This is a genomic window from Gemmobacter nectariphilus DSM 15620, assembly GCF_000429765.1.
Lineage (GTDB): Bacteria > Pseudomonadota > Alphaproteobacteria > Rhodobacterales > Rhodobacteraceae > Wagnerdoeblera > Wagnerdoeblera nectariphila.
The window spans coordinates 54,181-70,826 of record NZ_AUCM01000010.1; the positions used below are offsets into that span (position 1 = coordinate 54,181).

Sequence of the window (16,646 nt, forward strand, 5' to 3'; positions counted from 1 at the left end):
CCTCTTGGCCTCTCGGCCAATTCACCCCCCGAGGATATTTGGATCAAGGCGAAAAGCCCCGCACGCGCGTGCGGGAGAGGACCCGATCAGCCGAGGCCCGCGATGATGGCGCGCAAGGTCTCCAGCCCCTCGCCCTTTTCCGACGAGGTGACCACGATCTCGGGAAAGGCGGCCGGGTGTTTGGCCAATGCGCCCTGAACCTGGGCAATGGTCGCCTCGCGGGTGGCAAGGTTGACCTTGTCGGCCTTGGTCAGCACCACCTGGAAGGTGACGGCGGATTTGTCGAGCAGGGTCAGGATCTCCTGGTCTACCGCCTTGATGCCATGGCGCATGTCGACCAGCACGAAGACCCGGCGCAGCGTGGCGCGGCCTGCCAGATACTGTTTCAGCAGCGCCTGCCATTTCGCCACCACGGCGACCGGCGCCTCGGCATAGCCATAGCCCGGAAGGTCGACCATGTAGAAGGCCTCGCCGAGGGCAAAATAGTTGATCTCTTGCGTGCGGCCCGGCGTGTTCGAGGCACGCGCCAGCGACTTGCGCCCGGTCAGCGCATTGATCAGGCTGGACTTGCCCACGTTCGAGCGGCCGGCAAAGCAGAATTCCACCCGGTCGGCCGGGGGCAGGCCGGGCATCGCCACCACGCCCTTGACGAAATCGACCGGCCCCGCGAACAGCAGGCGGCCCTTTTCGCGGGCGAAATCTTCGGGCTCTTCGGCCAGCGGAAAAGTCAGGCTCATGCAAGCACCTCATCGCCAAGGGCGATCGTGCCGCCCGTGATCACCTCGGCATAGACGCCGAAATCCTGATGGCCCCAGCCCGATTGCAGCGCGGCCAGCGTATCGCCCGCGACATGCCCGGTTGCCGGATCGACGGTCGTCGCCTTGCAGCGGGTGATCCGCTCGCGCACGAGCAGCCGCACCGGGCCAATGGCAATCTCTTGTCCCACCAGATCGAATTCCTGCCAGGGCTGCCAGCCCCGCACCCAAAGGTTGCCGCGAAAGCGGTGGGGCGACAGGTCGATCCCCATCCGCGCGGCCAGATCGTCCAGCGTGTCCAGCGACAGGACCGAGACCGAGGGCCAGGCGCTGTCGGTGAGCGGCTGGCTGGCGGTGACGATCCGTTCGGGCCGGGCGCGCCCCTGCGGGTTCAGCGGGCGCAGCCAGTCGAGCGCGCGGGCCATCGCGGCCTCATCGCCCAGCCGAAAGGTGATCTCGCCTTGTGCGGGGTGGCGCAGGGTCAGATCGCCCGTCGCCTCGTCCAGCCGGCTTTCCAGCGCCATGAGCTCGGGCGCCTTGGCGCCGCGGGCGAAATTGGCACAGCGGCTCCAGCCGCCCTCGGGGTCCAGCCGCGCCGCATCATGCGCCACGGCCCAGACCCGGTCCCAGGGCAGTGCCTGCCCCCCGGAAAGGCGAACGGACGCGAGTTCCTCGCGTCCGTGGCCTTTCAGGGGATGGCGGCAGATGATCTCCAGCCGTGCCGTCATTTCTTCCTGGCCTTGTCCGGCGTCTTGGCCGGTTCTGCCTTGGGCTTGCGCTTCACGCTGGCCTTGATGTTGCCGAAGATGTCCGGCCGGTGCCCGTGGCTGCGCATGATGGCATATTGCTGGGTGAAGGTGATCAGGTTGTTGGTGATCCAGTAGACGACCAGACCGCTGGCAAACCCGCCCAGGATGAACATGAACACCCAGGGCATCCAGGCAAAGACCTGCGCCTGCACCGGATCGGCGGGGGCCGGGTTCAGCTTCTGCTGCAGCCACATGGTGATGCCCAGCAGGATCGGCAGCACGCCGATGAAGACCATCGCCAGCATGGTGCCATGCGCCGGCGCCGCCCAGGGCAGCAGGCCGAACAGGTTGAACAGCGACGTCGGGTCGGGCGAGGACAGATCCTGGAACACGCCAAAGAACGGGGCGTGGCGCAGTTCGATCGTGACGAAGATCACCTTGTAGAGGCTGAAAAAGATCGGGATCTGCAGCAGGATCGGCAGGCACCCGGCGGCCGGGTTCACCTTCTTGTCCCGATACAGCTTCATCATCTCTTGCTGCATCTTCTGGCGGTCGTCGCCCACGCGTTCCTTCAGCGCCTCCATCTCGGGCTGAAGTTCCTTCATCCGCGCCATGCTGACGTAGGACTTGTAGGCCAGCGGCAGCACCAGCGCCTTGAGCAGGAAGGTCAGCGCGATGATGGCGATGCCCATGTTGCCGATCACGGCATGCAGCCAGTGCAGGACGGTGAAGATCGGTTTCGTCAGGAAGAAGAACCAGCCCCAGTCGATCGCATCGACCAGCCCCTGAACCGGCTGCATCGCCGGATCGACCTTGGCGCCGAACAGGCGCTGCACGAAGCCCGGGTTGTTTTCATAGTGCTGCAGCAGCGCCCATTCCTTGGCGCCTGCGAACAGGCGGCTGTCGACGCTGGCCGTCTCGCCCGGCGCAACCGAGACGGTCGCCATGCGGGTTTCGGTCTGCCACACGTCGCGGGCGGGGAAATACTTCTGGACGGCCTTGAAGGCAGTGCCCGACGACGGCACCAGCATGGTCATCCAGTATTTGTCGCCAAAGCCCAGCCAGCCGGTGCTGGCCGCATCGACCGACACCATTGGCACACCTTCGGTGGCCGAAACGGCAGCGTCCTGGATGTCCTTGTAGTCCATCTCGGTCAGACGGCCATCGACCATCTGGATGGTGCCTTCATGGCTGATGAAGAACTTCTGCAGATCGGGCGGCAGACCATGGCGCGCGACCTGGCCATAGGGCGCCAGCCGCACCGCCTCGGTGCCCGTGTTCGTCACCGACTGGGTGATGGTGAACATGAAGTCCCGGTCCACCGCGATGGTGCGGCGGAAGGTCAGCCCCTTGCCGTTGGCCCATTCCAGCACAACCGGCTTGCCAGGCGCCAGCGTATCGCCCTGGGCCACCGACCAGACGGTGTTCGGCCCCGGCACATCGCCATCGGCCAGCGCGCCGCCGGGGGCCCAGCCATAGACGGCGTAATAGGCATTCGCCCCGCCCATCGGGCGCAGCAGCCGCACGATGTCGGAATCGGCCGCCGTGGTCTGGCGATAGTCGCGCAGGCTCAGGTCATCCAGCCGCCCGCCGGTCAGCGCGATCGAGCCGACAAGGCGCGGCGTGTCCACCGCGATCCGGGCCGTTTCGGGCACGGGCTCGGCCGCGGCTGCCGGAGCGGCGGCTCCGGGCACGGCAGCGGCCGGCGCGGTCTGGGTCACTGCGGCGACCGGGGCGTTCGGATCCACCGCCGGTTCTTCGGGCGGAAACAGCACGAACCACACGAGGATCACGAGGAAGCTCAGCGCCGTCGCCAGAATGAGGTTCTTGTTCTGATCGTTCATGATGGGGGGGCCACCTGCATTACGGGTCAGCGCGCTTCAACAGAACGGGGACCGAAAGGTCAAGCACAAACGCCTTTCGGGGCGATAACAACCTTGGCGAGGCCAGCCTGCGAAGGCCGGCCCAAGGCATGGTCCGGCGCCTGCGCACGGGGGGCATCCTTGCCGCGCCGCGCCTGCCGGACAAGGGGCCACGGCGCTATCGCCTTGGCCACAGGGCGCGTCCTTGCGCCGCTCAGACCGGGTGGAAGCCGCCGCGCTCGGGGTCGTATTGCTCGAGCGTGCCTTCGCCCGTCGAGGTCCACAGCCCATGCAACGTCAGTTCCTCGGATTCGACGGCCGCCCGCACAAAGGGGAAGGTCATCAGGTTTTCCAGGCTGACCAGAACGGCCTCCTTCTCCAGCGCCGAAAGCTGGTCAGGCGCGGGCAGCTGCACCACCCGCTCGTAGCCGGGGCGCAGGATGTCCATCCAGCGCCCGACGAAGCTGGATTTTTCCTCCAGCGCCGGGGCATGGCCGCTGCACATGTCATGGCAGCCCTTGACCCCGCCGCAATTGGCATGGCCCAGCACCACGACATGCGCCACCTTCAGCGCCGTCACGGCATATTCCACTGCGGCCGAGGTGCCATGCGGCTCGCCGTCGGCCTGATAGGGCGGCACCAGATTGGCGATGTTGCGGTGAATGAAGAACTCGCCCTCATCCGCGCCAAAGATCGAGGTGACATGCACCCGGCTGTCGCAGCAGGAAATCACCATGGCGCGCGGATGCTGTCCGCCCGTCGCCAGCTTTCGGTACCACGCCTTGTTGTCCTGCCAGGTGGTCGCGCGCCATCCGTGAAAGCGTTGGACGAGATAGCTGGGAAGCGGACGTGCCAGGTTCATCTGCGGTCTCTCCTTGAGTTGCGCACGACATAGGCCGCCGGCCATGAAAATTCGAGCGATTTTTGCAATCCACCGCAACGGTTTCTTCAGCACACCAGGCGCAGCCTCCCGCCCGGGTGAACGGGATGGATGTGGAGGGTGCCATGGCTGGAATGGTCATGTATCTGTGCCCGCGCGAACGGATCTGGCTGGATCCGTCGCGCATCGGGCTATTGTATGCCGAACTTGGCGGGGCCGAGGTTCAGGCACTGCTGGACCGGGCGATGGCCGAGCTGGCCAGCGTCCATGAAGATCTGAGCCTGCAATATGCGGCCCGCGATCTGGACGGATTCGCGCGAAGTCTGCGCCGGATGCGGCGGATCGCGGATCACCTCGGGCTGACCACCGTCGCGCGCATCGCCTGCGACGTGACGGAATGCCTGGACCGCAGCGACCCGACCGCGCTGGCCGCGACCTGGGCGCGCCTGTCGCGCAGCGCCGATCAGGCACGCCTTGGCAACTGGACCAGCCCCTGACCCCGGCGAATCGGCCCTCCTTTCGCCTTGATCCAAATATCCTCGGGGGTGAATGGCCCGGCACGGGCCAGAGGGGGCAGAAGGCCCCCTTGCGATCGCCGTTTGCGCAGCGTTGGGCAAAAGGGGGGCTGTCTGCCCCCCTCGGACCGGCACGCCGGTCCTCACCCCCCGAGGATATTTGGATCAAGGCGAAAGACCGGACCTGACGCGCTCATCCGCCGCCCCTTGCGGCTGCCGATCAGCGGGATAGGCTGGGGCTTCCAGGAGGAACCGCCATGACCGATCCGCGCCGCCTTGCCTTTGCGCCTGCCGATGCCAATGCCCTGCCACTGCATGTCGTGCATCAGGAAGACGCCCCCGCCTTTCTGGCCGCCCGCCCGCCTGCGGTGCGGGCCTGGCTCGAGGTGCAGGGCTGGTCGGGGGCGGCGGGCGATCCGGTGGTGTTGCCGGGGGTCAATGGCTCGGTCGCGGGGGCGGTGATCGGGCTCGGCGATGCGTCAGCGCGGGCGCGCAGCCGTTTTACGCTTGCCCGGGCGGCTGCAAAGCTGCCCGAAGGCAGCTGGGTTCTGCATGGCGAATTGTCACCGGCCGAGCGGGACGAGGCCGCGCTTGGCTGGTTGCTGGCCGGCTACCGCTTTGACCGCTACCGCGCCGCCAAACCGCCGCGCGCGCGGCTGGTCGCGCCCAAGGGCTGTGATGCCCACCGGCTGGAAATCATCGCCAATGCCGAGGCGCTGACCCGCGATCTGATCAATACCCCGGCGGCCGACATGGGCCCCGATGAGCTGGAGGCCGCCGTTCAGGCGCTGGCCAGCCGGCATGGCGCGCAGCTGGAGGTGATCGGCGGCGGGGATCTGCTGACGCGCAATTTTCCGATGATCCATGCCGTCGGCCGTGCCAGTGCCCGCGCGCCGCGGCTGCTGGACCTGCGCTGGGGCACAACGGGGCCGATGGTCACGCTGGTTGGCAAGGGGGTCTGTTTCGACACCGGGGGCCTTGATCTCAAGCCGTCGGCCGGGATGCTGCTGATGAAAAAGGACATGGGCGGCGCGGCAACCGTGATCGGGCTGGCCGAGATGATCATGGCAGCGCGCTTGCCGGTGCGGCTGCGGGTGCTGATCCCGGCGGTCGAGAATGCCGTTTCCGGCAATGCCATGCGCCCGCGCGACATTCTGACCAGCCGCAAGGGCCTGACGGTCGAGGTGAACAACACCGATGCCGAAGGGCGCCTGGTGCTGGCCGATGCGCTGAGCTATGCCTGCGAGGAAAAGCCAGATCTGCTGGTCTCGATGGCGACGCTGACGGGGGCGGCGCGGGTGGCGCTTGGCCCCGATCTGCCGCCCTATTACACCGATGACGCATCGCTTGCGCAGGCGCTGGACCATGCCGCGCAGCAGGTGCGCGATCCGCTGTGGCGGATGCCGTTCTGGGATCCCTATGAGCCGCAGATCGAACCCGGGATCGCGGATCTGGACAATGCGCCTTCGGGCGGGATGGCGGGGTCGATCACTGCCGCGCTGTTCCTGCGCCGCTTTGCCGAGGCGCCGCGCTATGTGCATTTCGACCTATATTGTCACCAGATCGCCGATGCCCCTGCCCGTCCCAAGGGTGGCGTTGGCCAAGGGGCACGGGCGCTGTTCGCCGCGCTGCCCACCATGCTGGAGATCTGAGCGATGGATCGGCGCACCACCCCGTTTTCCGGCCGCGTTGCCCATAGCTCGCTCAAGGGCCGGGTCGAGGCCTCGAGCTTCACCGATGGCACGCCGGCCCGCGTGATCCTGCCGCTGGCCGATCTGAACCGCAGTCCCGGCGGCGCCCGCGACCGGCAGGTGCTATGGGGCGAGCGGGTGCTGGTCATCGAGCGGCGCGAGGGCGAGGCCTTTGTCATGGCGGACAAGGACGGCTATTGCGGCTGGATCGCCGATGCCGCGCTTGGCCCGGACCATCCGGTGACCCACCGCGTCAACAGCCTGTTCAGCCAGCTTTACCCCGAGCCCCGCGTTCAGGCGCGCGAGTTGCAGACCTTGCCCTTCGGCGCGCAAATCCGGGTGCTGTCGGTGGGCGGCAAGTTCGTGGAAACGCCGCATGGCTTCGTGCCGCTGGCCCATCTGCGGCCGCTGGCGCAGCATGACCATGATCCGGTGGCGGTGGCCGAGCGGTTTCTGGGCGTGCCCTATCTGTGGGGCTGCAACAGTGCGGCTGGGCTGGACTGTTCCGGTCTGGCCCAGGCCGCAATGCTGGCCTGCGGCATCCCCTGCCCTGGCGACAGCGACCTTCAGGCGGCTGCCGGCACCCCCGTGCCCGACACCGCCCCGGTGCATCGCGGCGATCTGGTGTTCTGGAAGGGCCATGTCGCCATCGTCTCGGGCCCCGACGAGATCATCCACGCGACCGCCGCCTTCATGTCGGTGGTGCGCGAGCCGCTGTCGACCGCGACCGCCCGCATCCTGGCACAAGGCGGCGGGCCGGTGACCCACCGCCGCCGGCTGCGCTAAAGCCCGCGCAGCCAGCCGCGCAGGATGCGTTCCAGCTTGGCCGCGCCCACCGGGGCGCTGGCCTTGGTATGTTCGTGGCTGATATGCTCGCTGCTCATGCCGGCGGCCATGTTGGTGATGACCGACACCGCCGCACAGCGCAGGCCATAGAAGCGGGCAAGGATCACCTCGGGCACCGTCGACATGCCGACGGCATCGGCGCCCAGGATCTTCAACATGCGAATCTCGGCCGGGGTTTCGAAGTTCGGGCCGGAATACCAGGCATAGACGCCCTCGTTCAGCGCGATCCCCTCGGCAACCGCCGCAGCCCGCAGGCCCGCGCGGATCTCGGGGTCATAGGCGTTGGTCAGGTTGACGAACCGGGCATCCGTCGGCTCGCCGATCAAGGGCGAGCGGCCGGAATAGTTGATGTGATCGGCGATCAGCATCAGCGCGCCAGGCGGGTTTTCCGGCAGGAACGATCCGGCCGCATTGGTCAGGATCAGCGTGTCGGCACCAAGACCCTTGAGCACCTCGATCGGCAGGCGCATCGCATCGGCGCGGCCTTCCTCGTAGTAATGCGCCCGCCCGCCGAAGACCGCGACCGGCACGCCCTCGAGCGTGCCGACGACCAGCTTGCGGGTATGGCCCGACACGCCCGCATGGGGAAACCCCGGCAGATCGTCATAGTCGATGGCGACACCGTCCACCGCCTCGGTCAGATGGCCAAGGCCCGAGCCAAGGATCAGCCCGATGCGGACCTTGGCCCCCCCGGTGCGGGCATTGATGATGGAAAGGGCCTCGGTCGCACTCATGCGGCGTCTCCTGCTGTTTGTGTCGTTCTACGCCATGGCAGGGGCTTTGCCAGCCCCCTGCGCGGGCGCCGATGACGGGCGGCGGATCGGATCGGCCAGCAGGCGCAGCCCGTTCAGCACCACCAGCACGGTGCCGCCTTCGTGCCCGATCACCGCAAGCGGCAGCGGCAGATCCCAAAACAGCGCGCCCGAGACCAGCACCACCATTGCCCCCAGCGCAAAGACCAGGTTCTGGCGGATGATCGTCGCAGTGCGGCGGGCCAGGCGGTGGGCCTCGGCCAGGCGGGTCATGTCCTCGGACATCAGCGCAACGCCTGCGGCCTGCAAGGCCACATCCGATCCCGCCGCGCCCATGGCGATGCCGACATCGGCCCGGGCCAGCGCCGCCGCATCGTTCACCCCGTCGCCCACATAGGCGACGCGCCCGTCTGCGGTCATCGACGCGATCAGCTCCACCTTGTCGGCCGGCATCAGATCGGCGTGGATTTCATCCTCGCGCAGGCCCAGTTCGGCGCCAATGCGTTCCGCCACCGGGCGCCGGTCGCCCGTCATCATGGCCAGGGTATGAACCCCGCCCTGCCGCAGCTGCGCCAGCCCCTGACGCGACGAGGTGCGCGGCCGATCCGCGACAGCGGCGGCGCCGATCACCCGGGCGCCCCGCCCCAGCCAGACCACGGTTTCCGACGCCTCGTCAAAGCCGCGCAGCCCATCGGCCGCCGGGTCCGCGCCCATTCGCGCCGCCAGGCGCCGGTTGCCCGCCCACAGTTCGCCATCGGCTGTCACCCCCTCGCTCGGGTGGGCCATCACGCCGGTCGCGGGCACCGGCACGATGCCGCGCTCTGCCGCCTCGGCCCGCAAGGCGGCGGCAATCGGATGTTCCGAATGCGCCTCGATCCCGGCCAGCAAGGCCAGCATCGCCGGCTCGTCGCCATCGGCGGCCGCGATACGGCGCACCTCGGCCTTGCCGGTGGTCAGCGTGCCGGTCTTGTCAAAGGCAAAGCTGCGCACCGAGGCCAGCGTCTCCAGCGCCCCGCCGCCCTTGAACAGCACCCCGCCCCGTGCCGCCGCCGACAGCGCCGACAGGATCGCGGCCGGAACCGAGATCACCACCGCGCAGGGGCTGGCCGCCACCAGCAGCGTGGCCGCGCGGTAAAGCGCGCTGTCCATGTCGTGCCCCAGCGCCAGAAAGGCCAGATAAGCGATGATCGAGCCGCCCAGCACCGCCACCGTATACCGCTGGCCGAACCAGTCGCTGAACCGCTCGGACGGCGCGCGGGCGGCCTGGGCCTCGGTCACAAGGCGGATCATGCGGGCGACCGTGCTGTCGGCCAGCGGGCGCGTGACCTCGACATCCAGAACGCCGTTCAGGTTGACGGTCGCCTCGAACACCTGATCGCCGATGGCGCGGCTGACCGGCAGCGATTCCCCCGTGATGGTCGATTCGTCCAGACTGCCGGCCCCCGAGACGATGCGCCCATCCACCGGCACCCGCGCGCCAGGGCGCAGCACCACCACATCGCCAGGCATCAGCGTTTCGGACCGCACCTCGACCACCTCGTCCCCGCGGCGCAGCAGCGCGAAATCCGGGCGCAGCTGCATCAGCGCCTCGACGGCGCGGCGGGCGCGGTCCATCGCGCGGTCCTCCAGCGTGCCCGACACCGAGAACAGCGCCAGCAGCACCGCCCCCTCCAGCGGGGCGCCGACGGCAGCGGCGGCCAGGGCTGCGATGACCATCAGCAGGTCAATGTCCAGCGCCCGTTCGGTGAACAGCGCGCGCAAGGCGTCCTGCCCTGCGGGCACGCCCCCCGCCAGATAGGCCAGCACCCAGGCGGCCAGGGCGATCTGCCCTGCCCCCGCCCAGTGGGCGGCCAGCCCGACAAGCGTTGCGGCCACGGTTACAATCGTCAGCCAAAGGCCGGCGCGGTCGGAAATCGGGATCATGTCTTGCCTTGCACCTTGGGGCACTGGGTGGCCCAGACATGTCTGCCCCGCGCGCCGAATACAAGGCCAAAGCCGCCTTGCCCTGCCGCGCCCTTGCGTTAGAATACGCGGCAAATCGACGCCCGAGGAGATCCCGGAGATGACCGCCCAGCCCAAACATTCCGCGCCGGAAACCGAAACCGTCAGCCGCTGGAAAGTGGCCTGCGACGGCGGCGAGGGCGCGCTCGGGCATCCCCGCGTCTGGCTGGTGATCCCCGAGGAAACCGGCTGGATCGACTGCCCCTATTGCGACAAGCGCTATGTCCACGAAAGCCGCAAGGGTCAGCAGGCCGCCTGAGTGGCCGCACATTGACCTGAGGGGCCGCGATGTCCGCGGCCCCTCAGGTCATTCACGCCCGGACCGGACAGACCTTGCGGGAAACCATCGCCCCCCGACTTGCGCATCACCTTGCCGAAAATACCCCACGGGGAGGCGCCGGTTGGTGCGCAATTGGTTCGAGAACCAACCGGCGCGGAGGGGTGTGAAACCCCTCCAGCGGCCAGCCAAGGGGCGCCGGCCCATCCCGCTCTCGCCCCCTAGCCGAACCGTTCGACCGAGGCGCTGACAGCTTCCAGATAGTCGTAATCCAGCGTCACCCCGATGCCTGGCCCCGCTGACGGCACCGGCATGATGCCGTTTTCCGTCTCCAGCCGCTCGACCACGATATCGCGCTCGAAATAGCGCGAGGCCGAGGAGGTATCGCCCGGCTTGCTGAACCCCTCCAGCGTCGACAGATGGATGTTGTGGGCGCGGCCGATCCCCGCCTCCAGCATCCCGCCACACCAGACCGGCACGTCCCAGGCCTGACAGATGTCGTGGATGCGCCTGGCCTCGACATGGCCGCCGACCCGGCCGACCTTGATGTTGACCACCTGCCCCGCCCCCATCGCCAGCGCCTTGCGGCACTCTGCCGAGGACCGGATGCATTCGTCCAGGCACACCGGCGTTGCCAGCGCCCGTTGCAGCACCGCGTGATCGACATAATCGTTCCACGCCAGCGGCTGTTCGACATAATCCAGCCCATAGGCATCGAACCGGCGCAACAGCGGCAGATCGGCCAGCGTATAGGCGCAGTTCGCATCCACCGTCAGATGGACGTCGGGAAACCGCGCGCGCACCGCATCCAGCAGCCGAAGGTCATGGCCCCGCATCACCTTGAGCTTGATGCGCCGATAGCCCTGCTGCACATGGGCCGCCACGTCGTTCAACGTGGCGGGGATCTCCTTGATGCCCAGGGACACGCCAACCTCGACCTCGGTTTTCGTGCCGCCAAGAAGGGCGCGCAGCGGCTGGCCCAGCACCTTGGCCCACAGATCCCAGAAGGCCATTTCGACACAGGCCTTGGCCATCTGATGATCGCGCCAGGGCCGCATCAGCCGTTCCAGCTGCCAGGGCGTGTCGAAGCTTTGCCCGACGATCTGCGGCAAGAACACCTCGCGCAGCATCAGCATGGAGGTGACGTTGGTTTCCGGCAGATAATCCGGCAACACGTCGCTGACCCCTTCGGCATAACCCTCGACCCCGCCCGATCGCAGGATCAGCAGGGGAAACACCTTGCGGGTCTGGGTGCCGGTGGCAATCTTGAACGGGGTCAGCAGCGGCAATTCGACCAGCCGCAGTTCCGCGCTGTCGATGGTGATGGCTGAGGGCATCAGGCAAACCCCTTGAAGCCTGGGCTGGCGGAAATCGGCGGGCGGGCAGCAAGCGCGGCAATATCGGCGCGGGGAAAGGCCATCTCGGCGCTGGCATTGCAGATCGCCTCGATCTCGCGGGCAAAGGCCAGAAGGCGGGCGTCTTCATTGCGGCGCCCGATGATCTGAAGGCCAAAGGGCAGTCCCGCCTCGTCCCGGCCGACCGGAATGGTGATCGAGGGATGCCCTGCCAGCGTCGAGGCATAGGCCAGCGACAGCCAGTGGTAATAGCTTTGCGTGCGCTGGCCGTCGATCTGTTCGGGGTAAAGCTCGTGCCAGTCGCGGGGTGAGATGGTGACAGCGGGCGACAGCAGGAAATCATGGCGGTCAAAGAACGTCTGCCAGCGCCGGTAATAGCTGGTCTGTTCTGCCAGCGCCCAGGCGATATCCTCGGCGCTGAAGGACAGGCCTTCCTCGATATTTGCATGGACGTTCGGGCCATAGGCCGCCGGATCCTTGCGCACGCCGGCCAGATGGGTGGTCAGCATCTGCACCCCGCGCAGGATGGCAAAGATGCGGTCGGCATGGGCGCAATCGGGGTGGGCCGCCTCCAGCTGCCCCAGGAACGGCGCAAGGAACGCGACCCGCTTGGCAAAGGCGCGCCGGATGATGCCTTCGGTCAGAGTGAAGCCGAAATCCTCGGTGCAGGCGACGCGCCAGCGGGCGGGGTCGGTCGGGGCGGGATGGGCAAGGTCCGCCGGATCCCACAGGGTGCGCCCGTCCATCACCGTGGTCAGCGGATCGGACCTGTCGGGCCGCGCCAGAACCGACAGCATCAGCGCGGCATCATCCACCGTCCGCCCCATCGGGCCCGAGGTGGAAAAGTGGAACAGCCCCATGTTCCGCCCGGTCCCCGGCACCACACCGGGCGAGGGGCGATAGCCCACCACGCCGCAAAACGCTGCCGGATTGCGCAGCGAACCGCCGGTATCCGACCCGGTGCACAGGGGCGCCATGCCGCAGGCCAGCGCGGCGGCCGATCCGCCCGAGGATCCGGCCGCGCTTTTGGTCGGGTCATGCGGGTTGCCCGTCGCGCCATAGACCGCGTTGCGGGTGTTGCCGCCCAGCGAGAATTCCGGGTTGTTGGTCTTGCCCAGCACCACGGCGCCCGCCGCCCGCATGGCGGCGACGATCGGATCGTCGCTGGCCGCCACATTGTCCTTGTAGATCAGCGATCCAAAGGTCGTGGCATGGCCGGTCACATTGATCATGTCCTTGACACCAAAGGGCAGCCCCTCGACCGCGCCAAGGGGCGCCCCCGACATCTGCCGCGCCTCGGAGGCGCGGGCCTCGGCCATCACCTCGTCCTCGTGGACCGAGACGACGGCGTTGACCGCCGGGTTGACCTTGTGCATCCGGGCGAGGCAGGCCTGCGCCAGTTCGACGGGCGAGAGCTTGCGCCGGCCGATCAGGGCGCGGGCCTCGGTGGCAGACAGATCGGCGGGATCGGTGGTCATGGGGCGGTCCTTGGCAGGGGGTCAGGCAACAGCAGGCGGCAGGGCCGACAGGTCGGGCACCTTCCACCCCTGGCCGGGCATGGCGGCCAGAAGTTCGCGGGTATAGGGATGCTGCGGATCGGCGAACACACGGCCGATGGCACCGCGCTCGACGATCTCGCCCTTGCTCATCACGATCACATCGTCGCAGATCTGCGCCGCGACCCGCAGATCATGGGTGATGAACAGCATCGACAGGCCCATCCGGTCGCGGATCTCGGCCAGCAGGCGCAGAACCTCTTTCTGCACCGACACATCCAGCGCCGAAACCGCCTCGTCCGCGACAAGGATCTTCGGCTCGACCATCAGCGCGCGGGCGATGCACAGGCGCTGGCGCTGACCGCCCGAGAACTGGTTGGGATAGCGCTGCAAGACTTCCTCGCCCAGCCGGACGATGCGCACCAGATCGCGCGCGCGCTCCATCGCCTGGGCGCGGGGCACGCCAAAGTTCACCGGCCCTTCGACCAGCTGATCCCCGATGGTGCGGCGCGGGTTGAGCGAGCCATAGGGATCCTGGAACACGATCTGGATGTCCCGCCGCAGCGTGCGCAGCGAGGATTTCGGCGCCGCCGCAATATCCTTGCCGTCGATCATCACCCGCCCGCTGGTCGGGTCGATCAGCCGCAACAGCGCGCGCACCAGCGTCGACTTGCCCGAGCCGGATTCGCCGACGATCCCCAGCGTCTCGCCTTCGCGCAGGCTGAACGACGCCGGGCGCAGCGCCGCCACCTCGCGCGCGGCGCGGCCGAAACTGGCGGGGATGCGGTAGGTCTTGGTCAGCTCCTCGACCCGCAGCACCTCGGGGCGCGAGGCGGTCTCGCGCGCATCGTCCCGCGCGCGGCGGGGCACGGCGTCGATCAGCTGGCGGGTATAGGGGTGTTTGGGACGGTTCAGCACCTCGTCTGCCGTGCCCTGTTCCACCACGACGCCGCGCTGCATGACGACGACCTTGTCGGCCACCTCGGCCACCACATCGAAATCATGCGTCACCAGCATGATCCCGGCCCCGCGCGTGCGGCGCAATTCGCGGAACATCGACAGGATCTGCGCTTGCGTCGTCACGTCCAGCGCCGTCGTGGGCTCATCCGCGATCAGCAAGGATGGGTCCAGCGCCAGCGCCATGGCAATCACGATGCGCTGCCGTTGCCCGCCCGACAGCTGATGCGGATAGCTGGCATAAATGCGCGGCGGATCGGGCATCCGCACTTCGGTCAACAGCGCCAGCGTGCGCGCCTTGCGTTCCGCCTTGGGCATGTCGGTATGCGACAGGAACACTTCCTCGATCTGGTCGCCCACCGTGTAGCACGGGTTCAGCGCCGTCATCGGTTCCTGAAAGATCATCGCCATGCGGTTGCCGCGCAGCCTGGCATGATCGGCTTCGGACAGTTTCAGGATGTCCTGCCCCTCGAACACGATCCGGCCCGAGGACACGTTCAGCGCACGCGGCAGCAGCGCCATGGTGGCGAACGAGGTGATCGACTTGCCCGAGCCGGATTCCCCGACGATGCAGACGATTTCCCCCGCGCCGACCGTGACCGACAGGTTTTCGACCGCATGAGACCGGTCGCCCCCCTTGGGCAGATCGACCGTCAGACCTTCGATGGAAAGAATGGTGCCGGTCATCAGTTGCGGCCCTCCGGTGCGGTGACATCGCGGATGCCGTCGCCGAACATGTTGATCGAGAACACCAGCAGGAACAGCGCGATACCGGGGATCATGATCAGCCAGCTGTCGAACAGCAGCATCTCCTTGCCCTCGGAAATCATCAGACCCCAGGATGGCGTGGGCGGCTGAACGCCAAGGCCCAGGAACGATAGCCCCGCCTCCAGGATGATCGCATGGGCCATTTCCAGCGTGAAGATCACGATCAGATGGCTGGAGACATTGGGCAGGATTTCCTTCCACAGGATGCGGCTTTGGCGCGCGCCCAGCATCTCGGCCGCCTCGATATATTCCATGGCGCGGACCTGCATGGTGGCCGACCGCAGCACGACTGCGAAACGGTCCCACAGCAGCAGGCCCATCACGATCATGATGATGAACATCGACCCGCCCAGCAGCGACACCGTGGCCAGCGCCACCAGGATCACCGGCATGGCCAGCCGCACATTGATCAGATATTGCACGAACCGATCCACCCTGCCGCCGAAATAGCCTGCGGAAATGCCCATCACCGTGCCGATCACCGCCGACAGCCCCGCCGAGACCAGCCCGATCATCAGCGACACGCGCGCGCCATAGATCAGCCGCGACAGCATGTCCCGCCCCAGCGCATCGGTGCCCAGCGGGTATTTCCATGTCCCGCCCAGATAGACCGGCGGTTTCATCCGCGCGATCAGGCTTTGCTTGTAGGGGTCATAGGGCGCCAGCAGCGGGGCAAAGACCGCGATCAGCACGATCAGCCCCAGCACGATGGACGAAAAGATCAGCCCGCGATGGCGCAGCGCACGGCGCAGCATCTGGCGGCGGGGCGACAGCACGGGCGCGGGGGGGGAAACCATGGGGGGCGTCATTTCCGCAGCCTCGGGTCAAGCCAGGCGTTCAGCACATCCGCGAGGAAGGTGAAGAAGATGTAGAACAGCGAGAAGATCAGGATCAGCGCCTGCATCGTCGGCAGATCGTTCCTGGAGATCGACTGCCAGGCCAGATAGCCCGCGCCATGCAGCGCAAAGACGCTTTCGGTGACGATGGATCCCCCCAGCATGAAACCCATCTGCACCGCCGCCAGGCTGACCACCGGGATCACCGCATTGCGCAGCGCGTGCTTGAACAGGATCTTGCGCGGCTTCACCCCCTTGGCCCGGGCGGTGCGGATGTAATCCGACCCCAGAACCTCGATCATCCCGGCCCGTGTCAGGCGCATGATGGCCGGCGTGGCATAATAGCCCAGAACGATGGTCGGCAGCACGAACCCTTTCCAGCTGTCGGCACCCGAGGCGGGCAGCCAGCCCAGGTTGACCGCAAACAGCACGATCAGGATCAGGCCGAACCAGAAGGACGGGATCGCCTGCCCGACGACCGCGATGAACAGCGCGGCGCGGTCGATCAGCGAATTGGGCCGCATGGCAGCGAGCACGCCCATCGGCACGCCCACCAGCAGCGCAAAGGATATGCCCAGCACGCCCAGGATCATCGTCACCTCCAGCCGGTCGGCGATCAGCTCCGACACCGGCAGGCGGAAATAGGGGCTGGTGCCGAAATCGCCGCGCAGGGCATGGGCCAGCCAGTCCAGATATTGCACCGGCAAGGGGCGATCATAGCCATATTGCGCGCGGATCTGCGCCACCACATCGGGCGTTGCATTCTCGCCCGCCAGCGCAACGGCAGGGTCACCCGCCATGTAGATCAGCGCAAAGCTGATGATCGAGACGGTCAGCGCGACAAGCGCCGCCATCGCAAGCCGTCCCATGAGGTATCGGAGCATCGGGTGTCCCGCGTTGCGATCT

The 16,646-nt window shown here is 67.4% G+C and carries 15 protein-coding genes; 4 read left to right on the plus strand and 11 right to left on the minus strand.

Annotated elements, in window-relative coordinates; all coding sequences use genetic code 11:
- Positions 1-86 precede the first annotated feature (86 nt).
- The 4 genes from yihA to G481_RS0111630 form a co-directional block, all read right to left on the minus strand.
- Positions 87-737, minus strand: a complete 651-nt coding sequence (gene yihA / locus G481_RS0111615) for a ribosome biogenesis GTP-binding protein YihA/YsxC (protein ID WP_028030183.1) — start codon at positions 735-737, stop codon at positions 87-89.
- Positions 734-1,483: an MOSC domain-containing protein gene (locus G481_RS0111620; RefSeq protein ID WP_028030184.1), complete on the minus strand. Its 750-nt coding sequence runs from the start codon at positions 1,481-1,483 to the stop codon at positions 734-736. Before G481_RS0111620 ends, yihA begins: the two co-directional genes overlap by 4 nt.
- A complete protein-coding gene (yidC, locus tag G481_RS0111625; protein WP_028030185.1) occupies positions 1,480-3,348 on the minus strand; it encodes a membrane protein insertase YidC in 1,869 nt (622 codons plus the stop codon). Before yidC ends, G481_RS0111620 begins: the two co-directional genes overlap by 4 nt.
- A 232-nt stretch (positions 3,349-3,580) precedes the next feature.
- Positions 3,581-4,228, minus strand: a complete 648-nt coding sequence (locus tag G481_RS0111630) for a carbonic anhydrase (RefSeq protein ID WP_028030186.1) — start codon at positions 4,226-4,228, stop codon at positions 3,581-3,583.
- A 143-nt stretch (positions 4,229-4,371) separates the two neighbouring features.
- Here G481_RS0111630 and G481_RS0111635 point away from each other — a divergent pair, with 143 nt between their 5' ends.
- The 3 genes from G481_RS0111635 to G481_RS0111645 all read left to right on the plus strand — a co-directional run bounded on the left by G481_RS0111635 (position 4,372) and on the right by G481_RS0111645 (position 7,238).
- Positions 4,372-4,743, plus strand: a complete 372-nt coding sequence (locus tag G481_RS0111635; RefSeq protein ID WP_154664592.1) for a hypothetical protein — start codon at positions 4,372-4,374, stop codon at positions 4,741-4,743.
- Between the two features lie 275 nt (positions 4,744-5,018).
- Complete coding sequence (locus G481_RS0111640) at positions 5,019-6,413, plus strand: leucyl aminopeptidase family protein (protein ID WP_028030188.1); 1,395 nt, start codon at positions 5,019-5,021, stop codon at positions 6,411-6,413.
- Between the two features lie 3 nt (positions 6,414-6,416).
- Entirely contained in the window at positions 6,417-7,238 is an 822-nt protein-coding gene (locus tag G481_RS0111645) for a C40 family peptidase (protein WP_028030189.1), read from the plus strand.
- Here the strand turns inward: G481_RS0111645 and G481_RS0111650 are convergent.
- Both G481_RS0111650 and G481_RS0111655 read right to left on the minus strand, forming a co-directional pair.
- The gene (locus G481_RS0111650) at positions 7,235-8,032 is read right to left on the minus strand and encodes a purine-nucleoside phosphorylase (RefSeq protein WP_028030190.1); all 798 of its coding nucleotides are present in this window, start codon (positions 8,030-8,032) and stop codon (positions 7,235-7,237) included. The two genes, G481_RS0111645 and G481_RS0111650, sit on opposite strands and share 4 nt — an antisense overlap.
- 27 nt (positions 8,033-8,059) lie before the next feature.
- Positions 8,060-9,973, minus strand: a complete 1,914-nt coding sequence (locus tag G481_RS0111655) for a heavy metal translocating P-type ATPase (protein WP_051294487.1) — start codon at positions 9,971-9,973, stop codon at positions 8,060-8,062.
- A 139-nt stretch (positions 9,974-10,112) separates the two neighbouring features.
- Here G481_RS0111655 and G481_RS0111660 point away from each other — a divergent pair, with 139 nt between their 5' ends.
- Entirely contained in the window at positions 10,113-10,310 is a 198-nt protein-coding gene (locus G481_RS0111660; RefSeq protein ID WP_028030192.1) for a zinc-finger domain-containing protein, read from the plus strand.
- 239 nt (positions 10,311-10,549) lie between these two features.
- On the opposite strand, the gene menC is transcribed toward G481_RS0111660, so the two are convergent.
- From menC to G481_RS0111685, 5 genes are read right to left on the minus strand one after another with little or no spacing between them, the layout of a single operon-like run.
- Positions 10,550-11,665, minus strand: a complete 1,116-nt coding sequence (menC, locus tag G481_RS0111665; RefSeq protein ID WP_028030193.1) for an o-succinylbenzoate synthase — start codon at positions 11,663-11,665, stop codon at positions 10,550-10,552.
- The gene (locus G481_RS0111670) at positions 11,665-13,161 is read right to left on the minus strand and encodes an amidase (RefSeq protein ID WP_028030194.1); all 1,497 of its coding nucleotides are present in this window, start codon (positions 13,159-13,161) and stop codon (positions 11,665-11,667) included. The genes menC and G481_RS0111670 overlap by 1 nt, the downstream gene beginning before the upstream one ends.
- A 21-nt stretch (positions 13,162-13,182) precedes the next feature.
- Positions 13,183-14,823: a dipeptide ABC transporter ATP-binding protein gene (locus G481_RS0111675; protein ID WP_028030195.1), complete on the minus strand. Its 1,641-nt coding sequence runs from the start codon at positions 14,821-14,823 to the stop codon at positions 13,183-13,185.
- The gene (locus G481_RS0111680; protein WP_028030196.1) at positions 14,823-15,701 is read right to left on the minus strand and encodes an ABC transporter permease; all 879 of its coding nucleotides are present in this window, start codon (positions 15,699-15,701) and stop codon (positions 14,823-14,825) included. Before G481_RS0111680 ends, G481_RS0111675 begins: the two co-directional genes overlap by 1 nt.
- An 8-nt stretch (positions 15,702-15,709) precedes the next feature.
- Positions 15,710-16,624, minus strand: coding sequence for an ABC transporter permease (locus G481_RS0111685; protein WP_028030197.1), 915 nt, complete (start codon positions 16,622-16,624; stop codon positions 15,710-15,712).
- Between the last annotated feature and the right edge of the window lie 22 nt (positions 16,625-16,646).

What these genes read in the sequence shown, in the direction of transcription:
- yihA (WP_028030183.1), bottom strand. Translation starts at nt 737, where the DNA reads ATGAGCCTGACTTTTCCGCTGGCCGAAGAGCCCGAAGATTTCGCCCGC.
- G481_RS0111620 (WP_028030184.1), bottom strand. Translation starts at nt 1,483, where the DNA reads ATGACGGCACGGCTGGAGATCATCTGCCGCCATCCCCTGAAAGGCCAC.
- yidC (WP_028030185.1), bottom strand. Translation starts at nt 3,348, where the DNA reads ATGAACGATCAGAACAAGAACCTCATTCTGGCGACGGCGCTGAGCTTC.
- G481_RS0111630 (WP_028030186.1), bottom strand. Translation starts at nt 4,228, where the DNA reads ATGAACCTGGCACGTCCGCTTCCCAGCTATCTCGTCCAACGCTTTCAC.
- G481_RS0111635 (WP_154664592.1), top strand. Translation starts at nt 4,372, where the DNA reads ATGGCTGGAATGGTCATGTATCTGTGCCCGCGCGAACGGATCTGGCTG.
- G481_RS0111640 (WP_028030188.1), top strand. Translation starts at nt 5,019, where the DNA reads ATGACCGATCCGCGCCGCCTTGCCTTTGCGCCTGCCGATGCCAATGCC.
- G481_RS0111645 (WP_028030189.1), top strand. Translation starts at nt 6,417, where the DNA reads ATGGATCGGCGCACCACCCCGTTTTCCGGCCGCGTTGCCCATAGCTCG.
- G481_RS0111650 (WP_028030190.1), bottom strand. Translation starts at nt 8,032, where the DNA reads ATGAGTGCGACCGAGGCCCTTTCCATCATCAATGCCCGCACCGGGGGG.
- G481_RS0111655 (WP_051294487.1), bottom strand. Translation starts at nt 9,973, where the DNA reads ATGATCCCGATTTCCGACCGCGCCGGCCTTTGGCTGACGATTGTAACC.
- G481_RS0111660 (WP_028030192.1), top strand. Translation starts at nt 10,113, where the DNA reads ATGACCGCCCAGCCCAAACATTCCGCGCCGGAAACCGAAACCGTCAGC.
- menC (WP_028030193.1), bottom strand. Translation starts at nt 11,665, where the DNA reads ATGCCCTCAGCCATCACCATCGACAGCGCGGAACTGCGGCTGGTCGAA.
- G481_RS0111670 (WP_028030194.1), bottom strand. Translation starts at nt 13,161, where the DNA reads ATGACCACCGATCCCGCCGATCTGTCTGCCACCGAGGCCCGCGCCCTG.
- G481_RS0111675 (WP_028030195.1), bottom strand. Translation starts at nt 14,823, where the DNA reads ATGACCGGCACCATTCTTTCCATCGAAGGTCTGACGGTCGATCTGCCC.
- G481_RS0111680 (WP_028030196.1), bottom strand. Translation starts at nt 15,701, where the DNA reads ATGGTTTCCCCCCCCGCGCCCGTGCTGTCGCCCCGCCGCCAGATGCTG.
- G481_RS0111685 (WP_028030197.1), bottom strand. Translation starts at nt 16,624, where the DNA reads ATGCTCCGATACCTCATGGGACGGCTTGCGATGGCGGCGCTTGTCGCG.